The sequence below is a fragment of the Proteus cibi genome (assembly GCF_003144405.1).
Taxonomy (GTDB): domain Bacteria; phylum Pseudomonadota; class Gammaproteobacteria; order Enterobacterales; family Enterobacteriaceae; genus Proteus; species Proteus cibi.
This window is the reverse complement of the sequence record NZ_PENW01000034.1, coordinates 204,925-225,565: the sequence shown is the minus strand read 5'-3', so window position 1 is coordinate 225,565 and position 20,641 is coordinate 204,925. Positions and strand designations below refer to the sequence as shown.

General features: G+C 37.3%; 13 protein-coding genes. 5 read left to right on the top strand and 8 right to left on the bottom strand.

The annotated features are described in order from the left end of the window. The first annotated feature begins 109 nt into the window (after nt 1-109). The 3 genes from gntK (at nt 110) to DK865_RS18035 (ending at nt 3,087) form a co-directional block, all read left to right on the top strand. Entirely contained in the window at nt 110-664 is a 555-nt protein-coding gene (gene gntK / locus DK865_RS18045) for a gluconokinase (RefSeq protein WP_109392502.1), read from the top strand. Further along, entirely contained in the window at nt 661-1,998 is a 1,338-nt protein-coding gene (gntU, locus tag DK865_RS18040) for a gluconate transporter (protein WP_023583000.1), read from the top strand. Before gntK ends, gntU begins: the two co-directional genes overlap by 4 nt. Before the next feature lie 150 nt (nt 1,999-2,148). After that, complete coding sequence (locus DK865_RS18035) at nt 2,149-3,087, top strand: methyl-accepting chemotaxis protein (RefSeq protein ID WP_109392501.1); 939 nt, start codon at nt 2,149-2,151, stop codon at nt 3,085-3,087. Between the two features lie 67 nt (nt 3,088-3,154). Here DK865_RS18035 and DK865_RS18030 read toward each other — a convergent pair whose 3' ends face one another. The 7 genes from DK865_RS18030 to DK865_RS18000 form a co-directional block, all read right to left on the bottom strand. Next, nucleotides 3,155-4,387 (bottom strand): SGNH/GDSL hydrolase family protein, encoded by a 1,233-nt coding sequence (locus tag DK865_RS18030; RefSeq protein ID WP_109392500.1) that lies wholly within the window; start codon nt 4,385-4,387, stop codon nt 3,155-3,157. Further along, nucleotides 4,362-5,564, bottom strand: a complete 1,203-nt coding sequence (locus DK865_RS18025) for an SGNH/GDSL hydrolase family protein (protein ID WP_109392499.1) — start codon at nt 5,562-5,564, stop codon at nt 4,362-4,364. Before DK865_RS18025 ends, DK865_RS18030 begins: the two co-directional genes overlap by 26 nt. Beyond that, complete coding sequence (locus DK865_RS18020) at nt 5,551-6,969, bottom strand: MBOAT family O-acyltransferase (protein ID WP_109392498.1); 1,419 nt, start codon at nt 6,967-6,969, stop codon at nt 5,551-5,553. Before DK865_RS18020 ends, DK865_RS18025 begins: the two co-directional genes overlap by 14 nt. 163 nt (nt 6,970-7,132) lie before the next feature. Then, nucleotides 7,133-7,927, bottom strand: coding sequence for a protein bax (locus DK865_RS18015; RefSeq protein WP_036914102.1), 795 nt, complete (start codon nt 7,925-7,927; stop codon nt 7,133-7,135). Between the two features lie 275 nt (nt 7,928-8,202). Then, the gene (locus DK865_RS18010; RefSeq protein ID WP_109392497.1) at nt 8,203-9,357 is read right to left on the bottom strand and encodes a DUF4056 domain-containing protein; all 1,155 of its coding nucleotides are present in this window, start codon (nt 9,355-9,357) and stop codon (nt 8,203-8,205) included. Continuing rightward, a complete protein-coding gene (locus DK865_RS18005; RefSeq protein WP_109392496.1) occupies nt 9,357-10,499 on the bottom strand; it encodes a BamA/TamA family outer membrane protein in 1,143 nt (380 codons plus the stop codon). Before DK865_RS18005 ends, DK865_RS18010 begins: the two co-directional genes overlap by 1 nt. Continuing rightward, nucleotides 10,499-11,482: a hypothetical protein gene (locus DK865_RS18000; RefSeq protein ID WP_109392495.1), complete on the bottom strand. Its 984-nt coding sequence runs from the start codon at nt 11,480-11,482 to the stop codon at nt 10,499-10,501. The genes DK865_RS18005 and DK865_RS18000 overlap by 1 nt, the downstream gene beginning before the upstream one ends. A gap of 357 nt (nt 11,483-11,839) precedes the next feature. On the opposite strand from DK865_RS18000, the gene DK865_RS17995 reads away from it, so the two are divergent. Further along, nucleotides 11,840-12,295 carry a regulatory protein RecX gene (locus DK865_RS17995; protein WP_109392494.1) on the top strand — a complete coding sequence of 152 codons (456 nt, stop codon included), beginning with the start codon at nt 11,840-11,842 and terminating at the stop codon, nt 12,293-12,295. A gap of 45 nt (nt 12,296-12,340) precedes the next feature. On the opposite strand, the gene DK865_RS17990 is transcribed toward DK865_RS17995, so the two are convergent. Continuing rightward, nucleotides 12,341-13,222: a LysR family transcriptional regulator gene (locus DK865_RS17990; protein WP_109392493.1), complete on the bottom strand. Its 882-nt coding sequence runs from the start codon at nt 13,220-13,222 to the stop codon at nt 12,341-12,343. Nucleotides 13,223-13,681: 459 nt separating this feature from the next. Between DK865_RS17990 and DK865_RS17985 the strand changes: the two genes are divergently transcribed. Continuing rightward, nucleotides 13,682-20,611 carry a Tc toxin subunit A-related protein gene (locus DK865_RS17985; protein ID WP_109392492.1) on the top strand — a complete coding sequence of 2,310 codons (6,930 nt, stop codon included), beginning with the start codon at nt 13,682-13,684 and terminating at the stop codon, nt 20,609-20,611. Nucleotides 20,612-20,641: the final 30 nt, after the last annotated feature.

Sequence of the window (20,641 nt, the reverse complement as noted above, 5' to 3'; positions counted from 1 at the left end):
TAGTTGATCTTCGTTGTTGTATTTGTCTTGCGACTTCGGATATGTTACCCGTAACAGTTACGGGTAACATTACAAAAAAGACTTAATATCTGCCTTAAAGGAGCATTCTATGAACGATACCCAATCCCTACACCATGTTTTCATCTTAATGGGGGTATCAGGCAGCGGTAAATCTGCGGTCGCAAGTGGTGTAGCGCAACGTACAGGTGCTGCATTTTTGGACGGTGATTTCCTCCATCCTCGCTCAAATATTACTAAAATGGCATCAGGTCACGCTTTAAATGATGAAGATCGTAAACCTTGGCTACAAGCATTAAATGATGCCGCTTTTGCAATGCAAAGAACTAATGAAGTTTCGTTAATTGTTTGTTCTGCATTAAAAAAACAGTATCGAGATATGTTAAGAGACGGCAATCAATGCCTGCACTTTTTATATTTAAAAGGTGACTATGCGCTGATTGAAAGTCGCTTAAAAGCACGTAAAGGGCACTTCTTTAAACCTCAAATGTTAGTGACTCAATTTGAAACCTTAGAAGAGCCGACTAAAGCTGAAAACGATGTGTATGAAATTGATATTTCAGTGCCACTTGATGATGTGATTGTAAGTGTCATTAATAAGATTAATTCAGTCACTCAAGGGACTTTGGAAGGGGAAACGGTATGAGTACATTAACACTGGTGCTAACGGCAGTTGGCTCTGTTTTATTACTGCTCTTTTTTGTGATGTATGCACGTTTACATGCTTTTATTGCATTAATGATTGTTGCCATTGGCGCAGGTATTTTCTCAGGTATGCCTTTGGAGAAAATCACCCAAACCATGCAAAACGGCATGGGCGGTACTTTAGGTTTCCTCTCGATCGTTGTCGCGCTGGGTGCAATGTTTGGTAAGGTGCTACATGAAACCGGGGCATTAGACCAAATCGCAGTGCGATTATTAAAATATTTTGGAGAGAAACGAGCCAACTACGCATTAGGTATTGCCGGTTTAATTTGTGCTCTACCTCTGTTCTTTGATGTTGCCGTTGTCTTATTAATTGGTGTTGTATTCGCTGTTGCTCGCCGTACCGGTGGCAATGTGGTGAAAATGGCGATCCCTCTCTTTGCGGGTGTTGCCGGTGCTGCGGCTTTCTTATTGCCAGGACCCACCCCAATGCTATTAGCTGACCAAATGAATGCTGATTTTGGTTGGATGATCTTAATTGGTTTATGTGCGGCAATTCCGGGAATGTTATTAGCAGGTCCTATTTTCGGTAACTTTATCAGCCGTTACGTCACGTTAGACTTACCAAAAGATTTATCAGAGCCGAGTTTAGGTCAGAATAAAATGCCTTCTTTTGGTTTCAGTCTTGCACTGGTGTTATTACCTTTAGTTTTAGTGGGATGCAAAACCATTGGTGCGCGTTTCGTTGAAAAAGGTTCAGATCTGTACAATATTCTTGAATTTGTGGGGCACCCTTTTATCGCTATTCTTGTGGCTTGTTTAGTGGCTATTTATGGCTTAGCCATTCGCCGTGGTATGAGTAAAGAAAAAGTGATGGAGATTTGTTCTGCGGCAATTCAACCTGCTGGGATTATCTTATTAGTGACGGGTGCTGGTGGTGTCTTTAAGCAAGTATTAGTCGATTCAGGTGTGGGTCCTGCATTAGGGAATGCGTTAATTGGTGCAGGTATGCCAATCGCAGTAGCGTGTTTTATTCTCGCTGGTGCAGTACGTGTTATTCAAGGTTCAGCAACGGTTGCATGTTTAACCGCAGTAGGTTTAGTTTTACCTGTTATTAATGAGCTGGGTTACAGTGGCGCTCAAATGGCGGCATTATCAGTATGTATCGCGGGTGGCTCTATTATTCTTAGCCATGTTAATGATTCAGGTTTCTGGTTGTTTGGTAAATTTACGGGTGCAACAGAAGCACAAACCTTAAAAACATGGTCACTCATGGAAACTATTCTTGGCACAACAGGTGCGGTGATCGGTATGATTTTCTTCGCTTTTCTTTAATTTTCAATCTTTGTGTTTCAAATGATTAGCGCGTCTTTTGACGCGCTTTTTTCATTGCTATAAATAGCTATCAAATATGACAGAAAATACCTCGTTTCTCGTTAACCTATAGGTTTCTTTATTAGGTGGGCACATTTAAGGCTATCATATATGGTTGACTATAATTCGCTTTTTATTAAACACACGGATTGTAATATTCATACGATCACGTTGATCCGAGATTCTATTTTATCTTCCAGCCAAAAACTGCAAGGCAAATTGGCGTTATTGGATGAGATGGAGCATTTATTTAAAGATATGCTGGATAATGCGCAATCATTAACTGCATTTTTTAATGAAATAGATGGTCATTTTACTCAGAGTAATGAAGAGATAGAGAATTTTTCAGGTTGGCTGAAAAAAATTAAAGAGAGCGCCAGCAATATTGATAGGCTTTCTAGTCAGGCGAACCTTTTATCAATAAATTCCGCGATTGAAGCAGGACATATAGGGCGAGAGGGGGCTGGGTTTTCGGTATTAGCGCAAGAAATGAAAAAGCTATCATTAGCAATTCAGCAACAAGCTTCAGCGATAGCCTCAATTAACAATAATGTCAGCACACGTTTTGTACCAATAAAAGAAAATACATTAAAGAATCAACAGCAGTTGCAACAAGTAAAACAACTGGTGATTGAAGGGCATAAAAATTTAGCCGCACTATCAGAACAGGCTAATGAGCTAAAACATATCTTTCAATTTATGTCGATGCAGCAGTTTTTTAATACCGTTAAGCTTGATCATGTTTTATGGAAAGAAGCTATTTATATTCATTTATTAAATAATGATAATGAAAACTGTGTGAATCAGCATACCGAGTGTCGTTTAGGTAAATGGTACTACCAAGGTGATGGACGGAAATTTGCGGGTACAGAGGCTTTTCGGCGTTTAGAACAGCCACATAAGTTAGTACATGAATGTGGACGTTTAGCACTAAGCGCTAATATAAATGGCGATCAAGAAGCCGTAACGCAATATATAGAACAGATGGAACAAGCCAGCGTTAATGTTATTAAGTATGTGGATGTTTTATTAAACTCCGAGATTTACTAAGTAGATAAATAAAAAATCAAAAAGGAGCGATAAGCTCCTTTTGGTGTGTTGAACAGAGTTGAGTGGATCAGCCTTTGTTTATTAAGGTATTCAATTGGCTATAAAGTGTATTGGCACTACTTTCATAACCTTCACGAGAAAGATGAACACCATCGGGTCTCGCTAAATCATACAACGCCCACACTTTTATTGAACACTCGCCACCCATATAGTTACGCCAATCCCAAAAAAGGGTTTTCTCTTGTTGGGCGACTTCTTTTTGAATTCTGACAATATCACTTAGCCATTGAGGCTGTTGTGAACGGCAATCAAGTGCGTCTTTATTTTTGATTGAGTCAGAAGGTCCAATTAATAAAATTGCGCTATTAGGTGCTTGCTGGCGAATTTGGCGAATTTTATCCGTCAGTTGCTGACGATAAGCGACTAAGTCAAAGGTATCATTGAACGCTTCATTGGTGCCGTAAGCCAAAATCACCATATCAGGTTGCAATTGTCCTAACGTTTCAGTCCACTGTGCGCCCCATCTATCCATCATATTGATAGTGGCACCATTAATGCCTAATGAGGAAAGCATGACGCCAGGTTGTTGATTGGTGATCAACCAACCCCCTAATTTAACAGGCTGGTTTTTGCTCACTGTAATGTTGACAGGGAATGTCATGGCTGTTGGATTTGAAAACTGCCATTTACCTTGTGTTTGCGATAGGGAAAGGATTTTGCTTGTCGATGACTGTACATTCACTTGAGCCGTTGTTGGCGTTTTATAAAGTGCTTGTAACTGATAGCGTTGCTGAGTCACGGGGTTTTCAGATAACTGTAATTTTGCCCATTTCGCTTGAGGTTCACTAATAAAACCGCCTAATGGAAAATCAGGATCGCTATCTTTTCTGCTTGAAAGCAGTGTCCACGCTTTCTTATCACTCTGATATTGTACGTTTGCAATACGCTGACCTGCGATATTGGTTGGGGGAATAAAACCAATACCGCCATTACCATAATCAGCCTGAAAACGTTCACGCAACTTGCCACTGAAAAAATCAGCTGCTGTATGGGAATCCCCTAACTGAACAATGTGCACAGTTTGGCGACCTTGCTGTAATTTCTTAACAAAGCCCGAAAAATTAGGATCATGATAGTTATAAAGCTGTCTTGAACCATCAGCAGGTAATACTGTTGGTGTGGGGAGCTTTACTGTTTTTTCAGTGTCTTGGTTACAAGCAACTAAGAGTGAAACTAAAGCCAGTATGATTGAGCTACTGACTAACGTTTTACGCTTAAGGATGTGCGCTATTTGTTTCATTTACAATAACCGTATTTTTATCTTTTACATCATCGACTGCATTATCTTCTTTAATTTTTTCTTGAAGATGAATACGTGAGAATACGTGTTGGGCAATAATTTGTTGACCTTTTAAACTAAAATGAATGCCATCACCCGCTCTTAACTTAACACGACTGCTACCATCACCCATATAATCAGAATAAATATCTTTCTCGTATTTAAACATATCATTGACTGAAAGGTAAATTTCGCCCATTTTCTCCGCTTCTTCACGGTAAAGTTTATCAAGATATGCCATCCCTTCAGATAACTTCTGCTTACGCATATTCGGTGGTCCAACCCAAATAACCGTGACATTATTTTGTCTGGCATTTTCTAGAATGCTTGCAATACGTGCTCGGTAGGTTGATTCCCACGCTTCACTTGCAAATTTTAAGTAACGCCCTCCGCCATCAGGTGGCATATCCCAAGGATCGTTAGGACCTAAAAAGACCACTAATAATTTAATGGCGTCGTCACTGGCTAAACGTGTTGCAATGGTTTGTGGCCAATTGAAAAAGCGTGGATAGGCAAGTCCTGTACTTTGTTTACTTAAATCGATACTGCTGATGTTGTAATCCGTTTGCAGTTGGCGTTTAAGTAATGGTGCGACACCTTGCATCATTGAATCACCTGCAAATAACACTTTATCTTCGGGTGATAAAATAATTTCTGTTTTGGGGACAATCGGTTTTAAAGCCTCTAATGCGGCATCAGACACATCCGTAACCGAATGGTAAGGTAACCCACCAATTGCTTGCTTACGCTCTAATAATTGAGGAAAGCGTTGCGTTAATTGTGATGCGGGTCGTGTATAACCGTTAAAGAAGTGTAGGCCGACAGCAAAGCCTTCAGGAAGTTGCTCAGGCACTGCGCTTTGTACGATGGGTTTTGCTTGATTATCAGGATGATTAACTTGCAGGTAATCTCCATAGCTTTCTACCGCAACAAATACACCGTCACGCAGTTGTCCACCCAACTGCCATGCATAATAGTGAGAAAGCCCAGACCAAGGAGCAGGGCGATGATATTGTTGTTGCCAAAAACGCTCTAGTGATGTTTGGTTTAGCCAAATCAGAAAGAGGGTGCTAAATAGCACCATTAAGGCAACTTTTGCTGTCTTTTTTAAGTTTGAGCAGAAATCAAAAGCTGGCATAAATAAATCCTGGCACCCCATCTGGAGACAACATGAAAATAATTGTGAGGATCAACGCAAGTGGTAGAGGATAAACATACCACGGCACTTTTTTCTCAAGACGAGCCACAATATCCTTTAATGTTACAAAGCAAGGGTAAAGTAAGAAAAGTCCCCAGAACATAAAGAGGGTTAAGCCTTCTGCTTGCAATGATGCCCAAGCACCTGCACTAAAGAGTTGCTGTATTAAGACTAAAGCATCTCCCACAGTTTGACTGCGGAAAAAGATCCACGCAAAACAAACAAAGTGGAACGTGATTATCCACGACAACAACATATTTAATGATGATAGTGCACTAGGTGGGGCATTTTTTTTCGCTGGAAAGAGACGGTGTTTAATATTCAATAACACCACACCCATCCCGTGAATCGCCCCCCAAATAATAAAGGTCATTGCAGCGCCGTGCCATAATCCAGAAATCACCATTGCGGCAAAGGCATTCATGTTTTGTCTAATCACGCCTTTACGATTACCCCCTAAAGGAATATAGACGTAATCACGAATAAAGGTAGATAAACTGATGTGCCAGCGACGCCAGAAATCGGCTAAGTTTATCGCTAAATATGGCGCATTAAAGTTACGAGGTACGACAAAGCCCAGTAATAAAGCAATCCCTGTAACAAGGTTGGTATAACCCGAGAAGTTGAAATAGATATGCCATGCGTAGGCATAAACCGCCGTGAGGACTTGTCCACTTTGCGCTAAATCGGGGGCATTAAATACCGGATCGACATAGTTTGTTGAGAACCAACCACTTAACCAAAAGAGTTTTGCGATAGCTAAAACAATTAGCATTATCGCCCCTTTATAATCAATGATTTTACGTGTCGGTGCCTGGATTTGCGGGAGAAACTCTTTCGCGCGATTAATGGGGCCTGCGACGATGCTTGGGAAAAAGCACAAGTAAAGAACGACATCCAAAAATGGCGCTTTCGGGATCTCTTTACGGCAAATAGAAACCACATAACTGACTGAATGGAAAATATAGAAAGAGAGTCCTAATGGCGCAAGCAACTCAATAAGAGGCAACTCAATACTGAGTCCCCATTGCTGGAATGCTTGTGTCAGTGTTTCTTGGAAAAAGGAGTAATATTTAAAGGCAGTAAAATAGACCGCAACGAGTAATCCTAATAGCCAGTATATGACTTTAGAGGATGTGTACTTAGTTAATATATTCGCCAGTAAATAAATAAAGAGCGTATAGCTTAATAAGATTATCGCAGGGCGATAATCCGCATAAAAAAGAAAAGCGTAACTGACTGTAATCAGTAGAATATTTTGGATCTTAACGTGCTTTTGAAAGAGCCAGTATAGAACAAAAAAACTAACAAAGGCTCCGAGAAACTCGAATGAAAAAAAATTCATAAAGGGCTCTAAGGGTGTGATTTAAAAGTCATACCAAACGTGTTACCCCATATATTATGAATTCTAAGCAGGCTTTCAATCAAAAGATTATCTTGTGATAAATAAAAGCCACTTTTCTCTAGATAGAAAAGTGGCTTTTTGTCAGATGAAAGCTTGTTAATGCTTAGCTATCTTGCTTCGACTGCAACTGAACTTGAGTGATCAGTTTTTTATTTGAGTCGAACATTTCGGTCAGATAATCGTTATAACTTGAACCCAATTCTGAGTAACCTTTCAAGTCAGTGATTAACTGGCGAGAGTCGAGTTGTTGCTGCGTCATTCTTTGCTGTGCTCTTGAGGAGCGCAATGAATTATAGGCGCGGTGCGTATTAAGATTACGCATATAAGCAATCACTGAGCCTTCAATATCAGGGTAGGCTGCATAGCCTTTGGTTTTCCCTGGAACATTATTGCAAGACTGACTCCCACATCGCATACCGAATAGATTATTATTTTGTTGTGCCAACTTCGATGTTCCCCAGCCAGATTCCGTTGCAGCTTGCGTTGCGACAAAGTGTGTCGGAATAATGTCAACGCGAGTTAATAACGAATCCCAATTTACTTTTTTCGGGCTGGTACATGTAACGCCATAGTATTGACAGATTTCACGCAATTTTTTCAAATCTGCGCTGCCCCAGTGCTGGGCTTTACGTTGAGCGGTTAACCACTCACGATCTCTCATAATCTTATTATTAACATTGTCAATAATAGGAACTATGACATTTAAAAACGCTTTCTTACGCTGTGTTCCCGAAGGGTATTTTTTCAAATCTGGCAACGGTGTTGACGTGCTTTTGAAAGAATACGCTTGCAGCATCTGGGAACTGCCGGTACTGGTTGAAGCGAAGCTTACACCAGTAAAGAGTAGTGAAATCAAGAAAGCGAAGACGGCACTTGTCCTCATCAATTGAGAGGGCATTGCTTCTCCTCGTTTAACTGGATAAAAATCGAACGAATACTAGCAAATTACTTTTTTCATAGCTACAAAATATCGCCTCACATTAGGATAACTACGAGTGATTTGTTAAATAAATGTATAAGTTTTACTGGAAAGCCTCGTTTTATAATCGCTTTCTTCCTTTAACAAAAAGTGCTTTTTTACCTTATACTTAAATTTATCTTATCGAAAATGGGGTGACTTAACCTAAATTTAGTAAAATTAAGCATTTTTAATGTGTCAATTTTGTATGTTATTTAGTCAGTTTTTGTTGTTTTTGGTCTAGTTTTGTTATCAATTTCACGCGCTTTTTCTGTTAAATCAGTGAAATCCGCTTCGCTCCAGTAGGTTTTAGGGTAAGGTAAATTCTCCATTTCCTTTGTTGGCCAAAGCTGAAATTCTGCTAATTGTTCTAAAACGTAACCAGAATAAGCACTAGGTAAAGTGAGGTAGTGAGGTGGTGTTATTTCCTCGAAAGGTAACACGGGATAGCGTTGGTCTGAGATATGATAATCACGCATTAAAACGAGAAATTTATCAGGTACTCGTTGCTGACTATCCCACCATTGTCCATCAATAACATCAAACCATTGTTGTGTTAATTGGCGAGGTTGAGCTTCTAATTGGTAAAGCGCAGAAGGAATAATACCCTGCATTGATTGATTATATTGCTCAAGGCTGGTGGCATGACCCTTTAAGATCAGTGTAAGCGAAAGTCTTGCGCCAATTAAATTGGAATAAAGATCTTCGGGTGAAAATGCTGAAATACCTTCCGAAAAACCGGGAACAGAACGAAAACCATACCATTGTGCAATTTCATGCCATACAGCAAGGCGATAACCGAGATGTGCGGCAAGATAAGCGCTTAAAGTATAACGCTCTAATTCGTTTTTAGGTGGCGTAAATGCATTAAAGTGGATTTTACGTTGTGCCAACTCATCACTTAGCGTTAACGTCCACTCTTGACCTAATTTGGGATAGATATGACTAAAGAGATAATAAGTGTAGTCCGCTGTATCACGAATATGGGCGATATCAAGAAAGCCCCCTTTGTGAGAATAAATTACGCCTGATTGTTCACTTCCTAAGCCTAATACGGCTCCTGTACCTAACCAAAAACTGTCGTTATAACGATGATTGCCCAATGCGGAAGCTTCAACAACGTTATCAATACGATAAAAAGGGATAGGAATTTCGAACGCTTTCACTTTTAAGTCGTAACCAAAGGCGCAACAAGGTCTTAAACCATTGGGGGCGGTTAACGGTGCAGGTGTTTGCCAAAGTTGAGTTGCTTCTTCGTGGGTAACACTATCAAGATTGGCATGCAAAGATTTAACTGGTGTAACTTGCGTGCAACCCGCAATAAATAAGAAGAAGACAAGGGTGTTGATAAAAAGAAACCGCTTAAACATCAAAATGCTTCACCTACTTGAAAATAGAATCCTGTACTTTCTTTACCTATACCAAAATCGAGACGTACATTCATACGAGGTTTAAATTCAAATCGATAACCCACACCGACACTCGGTAGCCAATGGCCTTTACCTAAATCACGCGCTTGGTCGCTTAACGTACCACCACCAATCCAAAGTGCAATGCCATGGCGCCAATCGAGTTTTTGGCGGTACTCTAATTGGGTTGAAAATACATGATTATCTTGATATCGCCCTTCGTAATAGCCTCGCATTTGCTGTCCATTACTCAGTTTAGACAATTGGCTCCAAGGGACATCACCTGATGTGAAACGAGCATAATTATCAAATGCTAATACCGCATTATCACTTAAAGGATAATAGTAGTTATATTGTATCTGTGTCGCATTAAAACGATTATTACTGCCAGTATCCGGTGAGTAATGGGTATAACTGATATCAAAAGCCTGACCTTGATAAGCATTCGGCAAAAAATCACGGCTATCGTAAGTAAAGCGAACTGTTATTCCCGAACTGGTTGAGCGCAAAGGTAAATTGCGCTTATTCATATAGGCTTTAAAGGGATCATCTGGGGCTGCCGCTTGTAAATTTGAATAATCCCACCCTAATCCTATATAGGTGTTTTTGGTAATTTGACGCAGTAAAGTGGGGGTTAGACGCAATTCTTGAGCGCGAAACTCACCGAAATGATCTTTGACACGTCCTTCGTGATAACCCTCACCCCAATAATTGGTCGGGACATTATTTAATGTTCCAGTGAGATAAAAGCGCCAAGTATCCTCGGCTAAATAGGTGTAGTTGCTAAAGGTCATGCCAAAAGCGCCCGTCGATGAGCCAAAGCCACTTAACGAGAGAGACGAGATTTTGCTATCAGGGCGACTATCCGCTTGATACAGACCGACAAGGGCAATGCCCACACCAAACTCTAATTCTGGTGTATAAAAGGGACCAGGTAATATTCCCCAGTCGATAGTTTTACTACGGTCGAAGTTATTTTCTCCCCCTAAGCCCACTAACCATTGGTCTATTTGTTGTCTATCGGGAAAGAGTTGTGCGTGTACTGTGTGTGACGTAAAGAGGCTGACAAGTGCCAGCCCAAAAATAACAGGGTATTTAACCATTAAAAACGGAACTCACCTGAAATAAGGAAGCTATTACGATTATTAAAACCGACTTCGGTAATCACATTAAAGTTACGTGTTAATTCTAAACGCGCACCCACAGTTTGATTCCATTTATGGGCAAGATGCTGTTCAACATCGAATTTCATTCCATTCATAAAAGGTTTCATCCATGGTTTGTCAATCTCACCAGGAAGGCTTAATTTACTTACATCACCTTTAAAGCGTTGGGTAATATCTTGATACATCGCCCCTGTCCACACTTGAAGCTTAGTATTTCCTTGGCCTGCGATTAAAGGTGAGAAGATAAATTCATAACCCACGCGAGGTGTAATTACTAACGCTTTAATATCACCATCTAAAATATCAAGATTTGTTTTGGTGTAATTTAAGTCAAAAGTACCAAAAAACTGGTTGTAACCCCCTGCTAAAGTAAAACCAGCACCGTAAGATTTTCCTTCATAATCCAAATTAAAAGGCACATCTGTAGCAAGAGGAGCGCCAAAACCAATAGAGTTTAATTGGGCTGTCGATGTACCTTTGGTTTTACCATAGATCCCATAAACATTCATAAAGGGAAAAACCCAAGTATCGAGTTTTAGCATATGAGATTCATTGCTACTACGAGTATGCCCAACATCAATAAGTAATTGTGAAAGAATTCCTTGTATACCTGCGTTATTAGAGCTAAACCCTATTTTATCAACAATGACATCTTGTCGTAGATTCATATAGTTATAACTAACGCCAAATGGCTCGGGTAAATCATAACCACGGGCACGGGCTTCATCACCCCAAATCGGTAAAACACGAGATTGGCTTGCTGGGGTACGAGTATCTAATGAACCTTCATTATTTAAAGCAGTACCGCCGGACTGGCTAACACTTAAAGAAAGCAGTGGGCGATCGCTATCCGCGTAAGAAAAGCCAGTCGCAAGAAGAGAGGCGGTTAATACCACCTTATTTAAATTGGAAAAGTTCATACATAACCCACAGAAAATTAAAAAAGTAAGTAGTAAAAGAGTAGCCGGAAATTTTAATCTTTTTCTTATTAATGATCACCAGCTATAAGTGCGATATACAGCAAGAGATGCTTGCATTTCGCATTATCATAGGATTATTAAGGGATTATTAAGTAGAAAACCTTATTTTTTCTAAGCTAATCTTAATAAAAGTAGTCGATTAAAATTATAAAAGAGAATGATAATTCTTCTTTCAATTATTGTTGTTTTGTTATTTCCCTATATTGCTGATTAAATTAACGTCGAAATAAGTTATTTCGGTAATAAACCGTTATGATAATAAACATCTCATATGGACTCTTTTAATAAAGGAACGTTATGACCTATCAAGAGCTTTATCAGTACGCTATTTTTATGCTCTCTCGTCGTGATTACAGTACAAGCGAACTACAACGTCGAATCGAACGCCGAATTCGTGAAACAGAGAAAGATTCACCTACTGCCCCTGAATGTTTACCTCAAGTCATCGAATCCTTACTCGAAAGCCAATATCTTGATGATAACCGCACGGTATATACTTTTTTTCGTAGTTACTTAAATAAATCCTATGGCCCTTTACGTATTCGTCAAGAACTAAGAGCCAAAGGATTCCCTAGTGAGATAATCGACCGTATCTTAGAAGAGACAGACACCGATTGGTATGAACTCTGTAAAGAGGTTAAAGAGAGAAAATTTAGCACAGATAAACCCAAAGATTTTAAAGAGAAAGCGAAACAAATTCGTTATCTGCAATATCGTGGGTTTACCTCTGAATATATTAATGCGCTGTGGTAAATATAGTGCGGTAATACTATTTAAATCATAGTGTTATCATAAGCATTAACGCAATGTCATCGCGATATCAGCCAAATTCTTGGTGTTGTCTTTTTTATAGTAAACTTTTTGGTGTAAAAAAAGCTCAAAAGGAAAAGGGGAGCGAATAAAATCCACCTGTTCATCGGTAATTTTTGAAATAAAATGAATATTTTCTGGAATAAAACAGTAACCCGCCCCTTGATTAATAAAATGCAATACATCCGACATCTCAGTTAATCCCAAGCTATGACAGTGATAACCCTGCTCATTCAATCTATTTAAGGTTGAGGTAAATATTGGGTTTTGTAAGGTACTGCTACGCTGGATCAGGGTCTCATTTTCAAAAAAATGCTTCATATCTTTATATTTATCTAACAATGACTTATGGGCGAGTAAGCCCACTTTTTGCGTGCATAAGTTGATTGATTGAATATTTTTATTTGATTGATCAAAATCGAGCGATGAAATAACCAAATCAAATTGTTCATCAAATAGTTCATCTTCAAGGTTATTGATATAACCGTCAGTTAAAGACATATCATATTGGCGATTACTCTGTTTGATTGCTAATAATTTATCTTTTAAATCAGGGTAATAGAGCCCATCTAACTTAATGGCTAGTGTGGTTTTTTCGCCTTTACTCGCTTTGTTTTTAAGAATTTGATTCTCTATGCTTCTTATTTTTTCATAATAAGGATATAGACGCTCATACAGCGCTTTTCCTGCGGGTGTGAGATCCATTCCATTTTTGGAACGTTTTACTAATGATTTACCGACTTGGTTTTCAAGTTCATTAATACCATGGCGCAATGCCGACGGCGTGACATTTATCTGTTCAGCTGCTTTTACTAGGCTTTGATAAGTCGCTACGGCAAAGAACTGGTTTATTTTTCTTGAGAAAAACATACAGGTGTTCTCCACATCTACTTATATATAACATTACGAATGCATAATCCCCCTTTATTTCTTTTTTTTATTGATATTTGTCAATGATGTTTTTAGCGCGACGAAAAGTGAAAATTTCCAGAGCGGAAATTAAAATTTTATTAAAAATAAAAGATAAGCGACTAAAATTAACAATTATTAATTAAGTTATTTATAAATAATTAAATCAAACGATTTATTTATTTCTTAATTTACGCATTATTTATTCATTGTTTTATTTTTTTTCATTATTTTTATTAATAGAGAATGGCGTGATTTCTCTTAAGGGTAAAAAAACTCAATTCTAGTGATAAAAAATATCAACTTGTCATTAAATTTTTTTTGGTATTTTTATTTTCGACGAACAGAGGGGTTTTTAATTTCTCTTTTTAATTCGAAATGTAACTTTAACTTTTAAATACCAATATTAGGAAATTTTTAATGAAAACCATTAATACACTTTTAGCTAAAATGAATTCTAACACATCAGAATCTATTACACTTAATGATTTAGCGCCATTATCGCTACATGAAATTTATGCATTAAGCGAAGAAAGATTAAGTTGGCATGAAGCGAAAACATTATATAAAGAAGCACAAGAAGCCGCAAAAATTAATAAGATTAATGAAGCGCACTATTTAGCGCGTAATAATCCACAAGTACGTAATGCCGTCGCTTTAGGTATTCAAACCCAATCAGCACAAAGCCGTGCACTAGAAGATTGGATCCCAAATCGAGATAAAAATTATGTTGATTCAAAATCGGTTGCTTCTATGTTTTCACCGGCTGGTTATTTAACCGAGCTTTATCGTGAAGCTAAAGCACTGCATGCTGAAAGTTCTAATTATCATCTGGATAAACGCCGTCCTGATTTAGCACAATTAGTGCTTTCACAAGAAAATATGGATAAAGAAGTTTCAACCCTTTCTATATCAAATCAAATTTTAACCACTGCGTTGCAAAATAAATTAGGCAGTGGTAAAGATTTATTTCGTGAATTAGCCACAAACCGTTTAACCGGTGAAACCCCTTATCACCAACCTTATGAAACCATTCGCCAAGCAATTTTACTTCAAGATAAAGATCTTAAAGGTTTAATATCTGCCCCTGATGTGACTAAAACCTTAGATTCTGCACTGTTAGCCTCTATTCAAGCGGATATTTCCCCTGAACTTTATAATCTTGTAGTTGAGGATGTTGATAAAGATACCGAGACACTGTTTAAGAAAAATTTTGGCACTATTAGCAGTAGTAGTTTAAATACCTCTCGTTTTTTAGCACAATATTATAATATTGATATTAAAGATGCCCAATTTGTTATTAAAGCATTTAATAAAAAAGAAGCGCTAACAAATAAAGAACTGTTAAATTTAAATAAAATTATTCGGTTATATAAAGCCACGGGGATGTCACTCTTGGCATTGATTACCGCCATTGAATCTAATGATGCAACACTAAATATTAATAAAGAGGTATTAAGTGCTATTTTTCATATTCAAATGTTAATGAAAAATTATCATGTTACTGTTGAACAAGCTGTGGTACTTAATGGTGGTTATATTTCAAAAACATCTTTAGATAATTCACCTTCCCAATTTGATCAATTATTTAACTCTCCACCGCTTAATGGATATGTTTTTGATTATAATGGTATCCCGTTAGATTTAGCTAATGCCTCTACGCCAGATGAGATAATTCGTTTAAATATTTTAAAACGTGCTTTTAATGTTAATGAAGTTGAATTGGTTATGTTGTGGGCGTTAGCATCCGGTAATAAAAGTTTTGATTGTACGTCATATAAACTTTCTTTACTTTATCGTACTGTTTTATTAGCAAATATCCATGGTTTATCTGTTAATGAGTTAGTATTGCTTATGAATATTTCTCCACCACCATATAATGGTTTGATTGAAATATATAGCACATCTGATGATATTTGGGATTTAATCCATACTATTAATAATTATGTTCAATTTGCTAAAAAAGAAAAATGGGCGATTAGTGAACTATATTTGATGTGTACAACTGCTCATGATTCAGAATTTACCCCAGAAGTTGAATTATGGTTTAATAATCTACGTGATATATTAAAAAATGTCGTTAATGATGATGAACAACCGTTTTCAGCAACTGCCTCATTTATCGCCTCTGAAATGGGGATCGGTTCTATTGAAAAGGCACATTGGATATTATATTGGGTTAATATAAAATCTGGTAATATGTCATTTGAGAGTTTACAAAAATTAATTACTAATGATGATTTAAGTGTTCAAGATAAGCGTGATATCGCTATTTATTATAATGCGCTTAACAAGGTTAATTTACTTTCTACTAAAGTCGGATTAAATGAATATGAATTGAAATTTTTTACTAGTGAAGGAAAATTTATTGACCCCACGGCGACTAATGAATCTGTAAGATTAAGTTTAATTATTAATACAGTAAAAACAGTAACCGAATTCCACCACTTTATTTCACAATGTGGTGATATGGCTAATGAGTTTTTATCAGGTCTTGAAAATCAATCATTAACCACTGAAAAAATGGCATCCATTTTAAATATGGATGAAAAAACCATTAATCAGGCATTAGCATTAACACCGAATAAAACGTTAAACGATTTTAAAAATATTACTATTCTTATTCAATATCTTGAACTTGCAAAAATATTGGGTATTTCACCAACCAGTTTTAAATTATTAGTTGATTTAAAATATACTGAAAATAATGATGTTACAAAAAGCTATGATCAGTGGAAAAAACTGAGTCAAACTATGCAAGGTGGCTTAGATGCGGATAAAACCGCGCAACTTGTTCAAATCATGGAGGAAAAAAATGCGGCGGTATTAACTCATTATTATGCCAACCAAAGTAGCAATCCATCACTAATCAGTCGTGATGATGTTTATCATCATTTATTAATTGATAATCAAGTTTCAGCTGAAATTATCACCACACCGATTGCACAGGCGATTGCTAATATTCAGTTTTATATTAATAACTGCTTATCGGGTGATGAAAAAGAGGTTAATACAAATGTGAAGGGGCGCACTTTCTTTGAACAATGGGAAATGGTGAATAAACGTTATAGTACTTGGGCAGGTTTTTCACAATTAGTCTATTACCCTGAAAACTATGTTGACCCAACTATGCGTATTGGTCAAACCAAAATGATGGATACTTTATTACAATCCATTAGCCAAAATAGTATTAATCGCGATACGGTAGAAGATGCCTTTAAAAGCTATTTAACCTCATTTGAACAAATTGCAAATTTAGAAGTATTAAGTGGTTATCATGATAGTATCACTCTAGATGATGGTATTACCTATTTTATTGGTCGAAATCCAGCAGACCAAATGAGCTATTATTGGCGCAGTGCAGACCATAGCAAAATTAAAGATGGTAAAATGGCAGCCAATGCTTGGACTGAGTGGACTAAAATTGAAAATGGTTTAAACCCATATAATGGCTTAATTCGCCCAGTGATATTTAATAGCCGTTTATATATTGCTTGGGTTGAACGTATAGAGAAAGCAAAAGAAAAAACAGGGGATAATATTGAAAAAGAGATTCAATATAGCTTAAAGCTTTCTCATATTCGTTATGATGGTTCTTGGAGTTCAATAGTTAGTTTTGAATTGAACGATGAATTTATTAAAAAGGATAAAGGTAATTTTTACTTAACATATAACGAAGAGTTGGAAGAGTTATTTGTTCTTTTATATGAAATGAAATCATCATATGATGACAATGACAATGACAATGACAATGACAATGACAATGATAGTAATAATGATGATTATCATATTTACTCTGTTGATAGTGAAATGAATATTTCATCAATTTCTACTCCAGATGATAAAAAAAGAATATATGCTAGTGTAAGAGATGAATTTGATAAACTTAATAATGACATTCAGAGAGTTGTAAATAATAAATTCATAAAAAGAGATGAGGTAATTTATAATATATCAAAAGATTCAGTGGATACTAAGATGTTAAGTGATAGTACTGACGCATCAATATATAGTTCTATATTGGAAAATGCAAAACTTACGTATACGGAGACGGAGACAGGTGAAAAGAGCATCACAAGTTATTTATCTGCATCTATACAATGTAGAATAAAAGAGACTATATCAGCTCCTGATGAAATAAAAAATATAATTAATAAAATATTGAAAAGTCATCTTGATGACAGTGAACTGACTGATATCTTTTACCGCTCATTTCCTATTTACTCGGCAAGTCCAGATGAAAGTTACGATGCAACGTTAGTAAATTATGATGCTTATTTTGGTTTTAGCATTAAGACTAATAATTTTTTCTTTTTTATCTTTGATAAAGATCAAAACCAATGGGATAATAGTATTATTGAAGGTGCAAGGAATTATTCATTATCCAAAAAAAAATATGATGGCGTAGAGATATGGTTGAATGGTACAAGTGTAGATTTTGAATTTAATTATCAAAATGATGGTAATACATATTATTTTAGTAATACTCAATATCAGGAACTAGGTGATGTAATAAATGAAGAAATAATCTATAGTTGTCACTTTTCACCTGATGCAAAGAGATTTTATGTATTAACTCCTGATTTTATGCATGTGCAAGTTACTGCTAATAAACTCGATCCTATTTACAAGAGTTATGCTGATGATATAAAAGATATTAAAATTTCATTTTCAACAACATTAAGAAATAGCGAGTATTTAATAAGCGATTTGATTGGTAATAAAAATAAATTCCATGATGGTTTAACTTCTTATAATAGTGATGGTGATATTCTTGGGCTTAATATTCCAATTAGTGATTTTGGCGATAATCATTTAATTACATTAAATGCATATGTCTCCCTTATTAATAAGGCGGGTCAGGCTGTGTCGGAGAAGTCATTTGTATTTGAGATAAGAAAAATCACTTCTAATAAAGGTGAAAATGTAATTAGCTTAAATCGTAATAGTAAAGGTGCACAATATCTCTCTATGAAGTGGGTAGATAAAACCATGTTAGTGCGTTTAAATACTTTATTTGCACGCAAATTGGTTAAACTCGCCAATAAAGGGATTGATAACATTTTAACCTTAAATACTCAGCGTTTACCTGAACCGGCATTAGAGGCAGGTACTGATGTTTTCATGGACTTTAATGGTGCCAATGCACTCTATTTTTGGGAACTGTTCTATTACACCCCAATGATGGTCGCCAACGTAATGTTGGAAGGGCATAACTACGATGAAGCCAGCCGTTGGTTACGTTATGTGTTTAGTCCGAATGGCTATATAGAAAATAGCACTCATGTTGATCGTGTGTGGAATTCACAACCATTATTAGCCGATACGGCTTGGAATAAAGATCAATTGGATTCAACCGATCCTGATGCGGTGGCACAAACTGACCCGATGCACTATAAATTGGCAACCTTTATGAAGTGCCTCGATATTCTAATGGAGCGTGGTGACAGTGCTTACCGTGTATTAGAACGCGATACCTTAAATGAAGCCAAAATGTGGTATATGCAAGCGTTAAAATTATTGGGTGATGAAACTGAATTATCCAGTAACGACGCGTGGTTTGCGCCTAAATTAACGGATGCGGCAACAAAAACCAAGCAACCAACACGTGCAGCTAGTGAAGAGCGTGAAGCAACGGTTTCACCACGTACTGCTAATTCATTAACGTCGCTGTTTTTACCACAAATTAATGAGAAGTTAGCGCAGTATCACGACACCCTAAAATTACGTCTGTTTAATTTACGTCACAATTTATCGATAGATGGACAACCGCTATCACTGGCGATTTATGCAACGCCGGCTGATCCTAAAGCATTGCAAAATGCGGCAGTGAATCAAGCACAAGGAGGAAGTGCGTTACCCAATGCGGTGATACCAACACAGCGCTTCCCAGCGATGTTAAATAGCGCAAAATCAGTCGTCAGTCAGCTAATGCAGTTTGGTAGTTCGCTTTCTAGCATTACTGAGCGTCAAGATGCTGAAGCACTCTCTGAGTTGTTGGCGACTCAAGGTAGCGAAATGATTTTGCAAAATATTAAATATCAATCAAAGAATATTGAAGAGTTTGCTTATAACGAAAAAGCATTAAAAGCGTTACGTGAAGGTGCTCAAAACCGCCTTGATCACTATAGCCAGTTATATGAGGAAAATATTAGCAGCCCAGAACAGCAAGCAATGGATCTCTACTTGTCATCTTCTGTGCTCAATACCACCAGCCAAGCGTTAAATATGGCAGGTGCTGCGGCTGATTTAGCTCCTAATATTTTTGGTATGGCAGTGGGGGGGTCGCGTTGGGGTGGAATATGTTATGCCACTGCGTCAGGGCTACAATTGACAGGTTCTGCAACTAATATTGCAGCAGACAGATTAAACCAATCTGAATCTTATCGTCGCCGTCGTGATGAGTGGGATATTTCACGAAAAAGTGCTCAAGCTGAAGTGAATCAAATTGATGCACAGCTTGAAGCACTAAAAATAAGTAAAGAATCAGCCAACTTGCAATTGGAGAGTTTCAAAGTACAGCAAGAGCAAACACAAGCACAGTTAGCTTTCTTGAAAAATAAATTTACCAATAAAGCCCTATATAACTGGTTACGCGGTAAATTAATGGCGATTTATAAACCATTCTACGATTTAGCCGTATCTCGTTGTCGTATGGCTGAATTCGCTTATCAGTATGATTTAGATAAAAAAGAGGCAGTTTTTATTCGCCCAGGGGCATGGCAAGGCACTTACTCTGGTTTAATGGCGGGTGAAAGCTTAATGCTGAATCTGACCCAAATGGAGAATAGTTACCTTGAAGAAGATAAACGTACACTGGAAGTGAGCAGAATTGTTTCGCTGGAAGAGGTATACCAAGGTTTAGGCAGTAATAAATTTGGCTTTGATCAAGTGGCTGAAGTGATTAGCGGTAATAAATCAAAACTGGGCACAACAGAAAATGGTATTACCTTAAAAGATGGGCAGCTACAAGCTTCGATTAAGCTCTCTGATTTAGCAATAGATAAAGATTACCCTGCCGGTTTAGGACAATCGCGTCGTGTTAAACAGATTAGTGTGACATTACCTATGTTGACAGGCACTTATCAAAATATTCGTGCAGTGCTCAATTATGGTGGTAGTGCGGTCAAACCTCGTGGTTGTAGTGCAATCGCGATTTCTCATGGCATGAATGACAGCGGTCAATTCCAGCTGAATTTCAGTGATGATCGTTATCTGCCATTTGAAGGTTTACCAGTGAATGATAGCAGTACGCTGACGTTAAGCTTCCCTGATGCAACAGATAAGCAAAAAGAGATGCTACTGACACTGAGCGATATCGTTCTACACATTAATTACACCATTCGTTAATTATCCAAATCTTAATTAATTACAGGCTCC

Excerpts from the sequence above, each read along its gene's own strand:
- DK865_RS18025 (WP_109392499.1), bottom strand. The coding sequence starts at position 5,564 with ATGCCAGCTTTTGATTTCTGCTCAAACTTAAAAAAGACAGCAAAAGTT.
- DK865_RS18000 (WP_109392495.1), bottom strand. The coding sequence starts at position 11,482 with ATGAACTTTTCCAATTTAAATAAGGTGGTATTAACCGCCTCTCTTCTT.
- DK865_RS17995 (WP_109392494.1), top strand. The coding sequence starts at position 11,840 with ATGACCTATCAAGAGCTTTATCAGTACGCTATTTTTATGCTCTCTCGT.
- DK865_RS18035 (WP_109392501.1), top strand. The coding sequence starts at position 2,149 with ATGGTTGACTATAATTCGCTTTTTATTAAACACACGGATTGTAATATT.
- gntK (WP_109392502.1), top strand. The coding sequence starts at position 110 with ATGAACGATACCCAATCCCTACACCATGTTTTCATCTTAATGGGGGTA.
- DK865_RS18020 (WP_109392498.1), bottom strand. The coding sequence starts at position 6,969 with ATGAATTTTTTTTCATTCGAGTTTCTCGGAGCCTTTGTTAGTTTTTTT.
- gntU (WP_023583000.1), top strand. The coding sequence starts at position 661 with ATGAGTACATTAACACTGGTGCTAACGGCAGTTGGCTCTGTTTTATTA.
- DK865_RS18010 (WP_109392497.1), bottom strand. The coding sequence starts at position 9,357 with ATGTTTAAGCGGTTTCTTTTTATCAACACCCTTGTCTTCTTCTTATTT.
- DK865_RS18030 (WP_109392500.1), bottom strand. The coding sequence starts at position 4,387 with ATGAAACAAATAGCGCACATCCTTAAGCGTAAAACGTTAGTCAGTAGC.
- DK865_RS18005 (WP_109392496.1), bottom strand. The coding sequence starts at position 10,499 with ATGGTTAAATACCCTGTTATTTTTGGGCTGGCACTTGTCAGCCTCTTT.
- DK865_RS17985 (WP_109392492.1), top strand. The coding sequence starts at position 13,682 with ATGAAAACCATTAATACACTTTTAGCTAAAATGAATTCTAACACATCA.
- DK865_RS17990 (WP_109392493.1), bottom strand. The coding sequence starts at position 13,222 with ATGTTTTTCTCAAGAAAAATAAACCAGTTCTTTGCCGTAGCGACTTAT.
- DK865_RS18015 (WP_036914102.1), bottom strand. The coding sequence starts at position 7,927 with ATGCCCTCTCAATTGATGAGGACAAGTGCCGTCTTCGCTTTCTTGATT.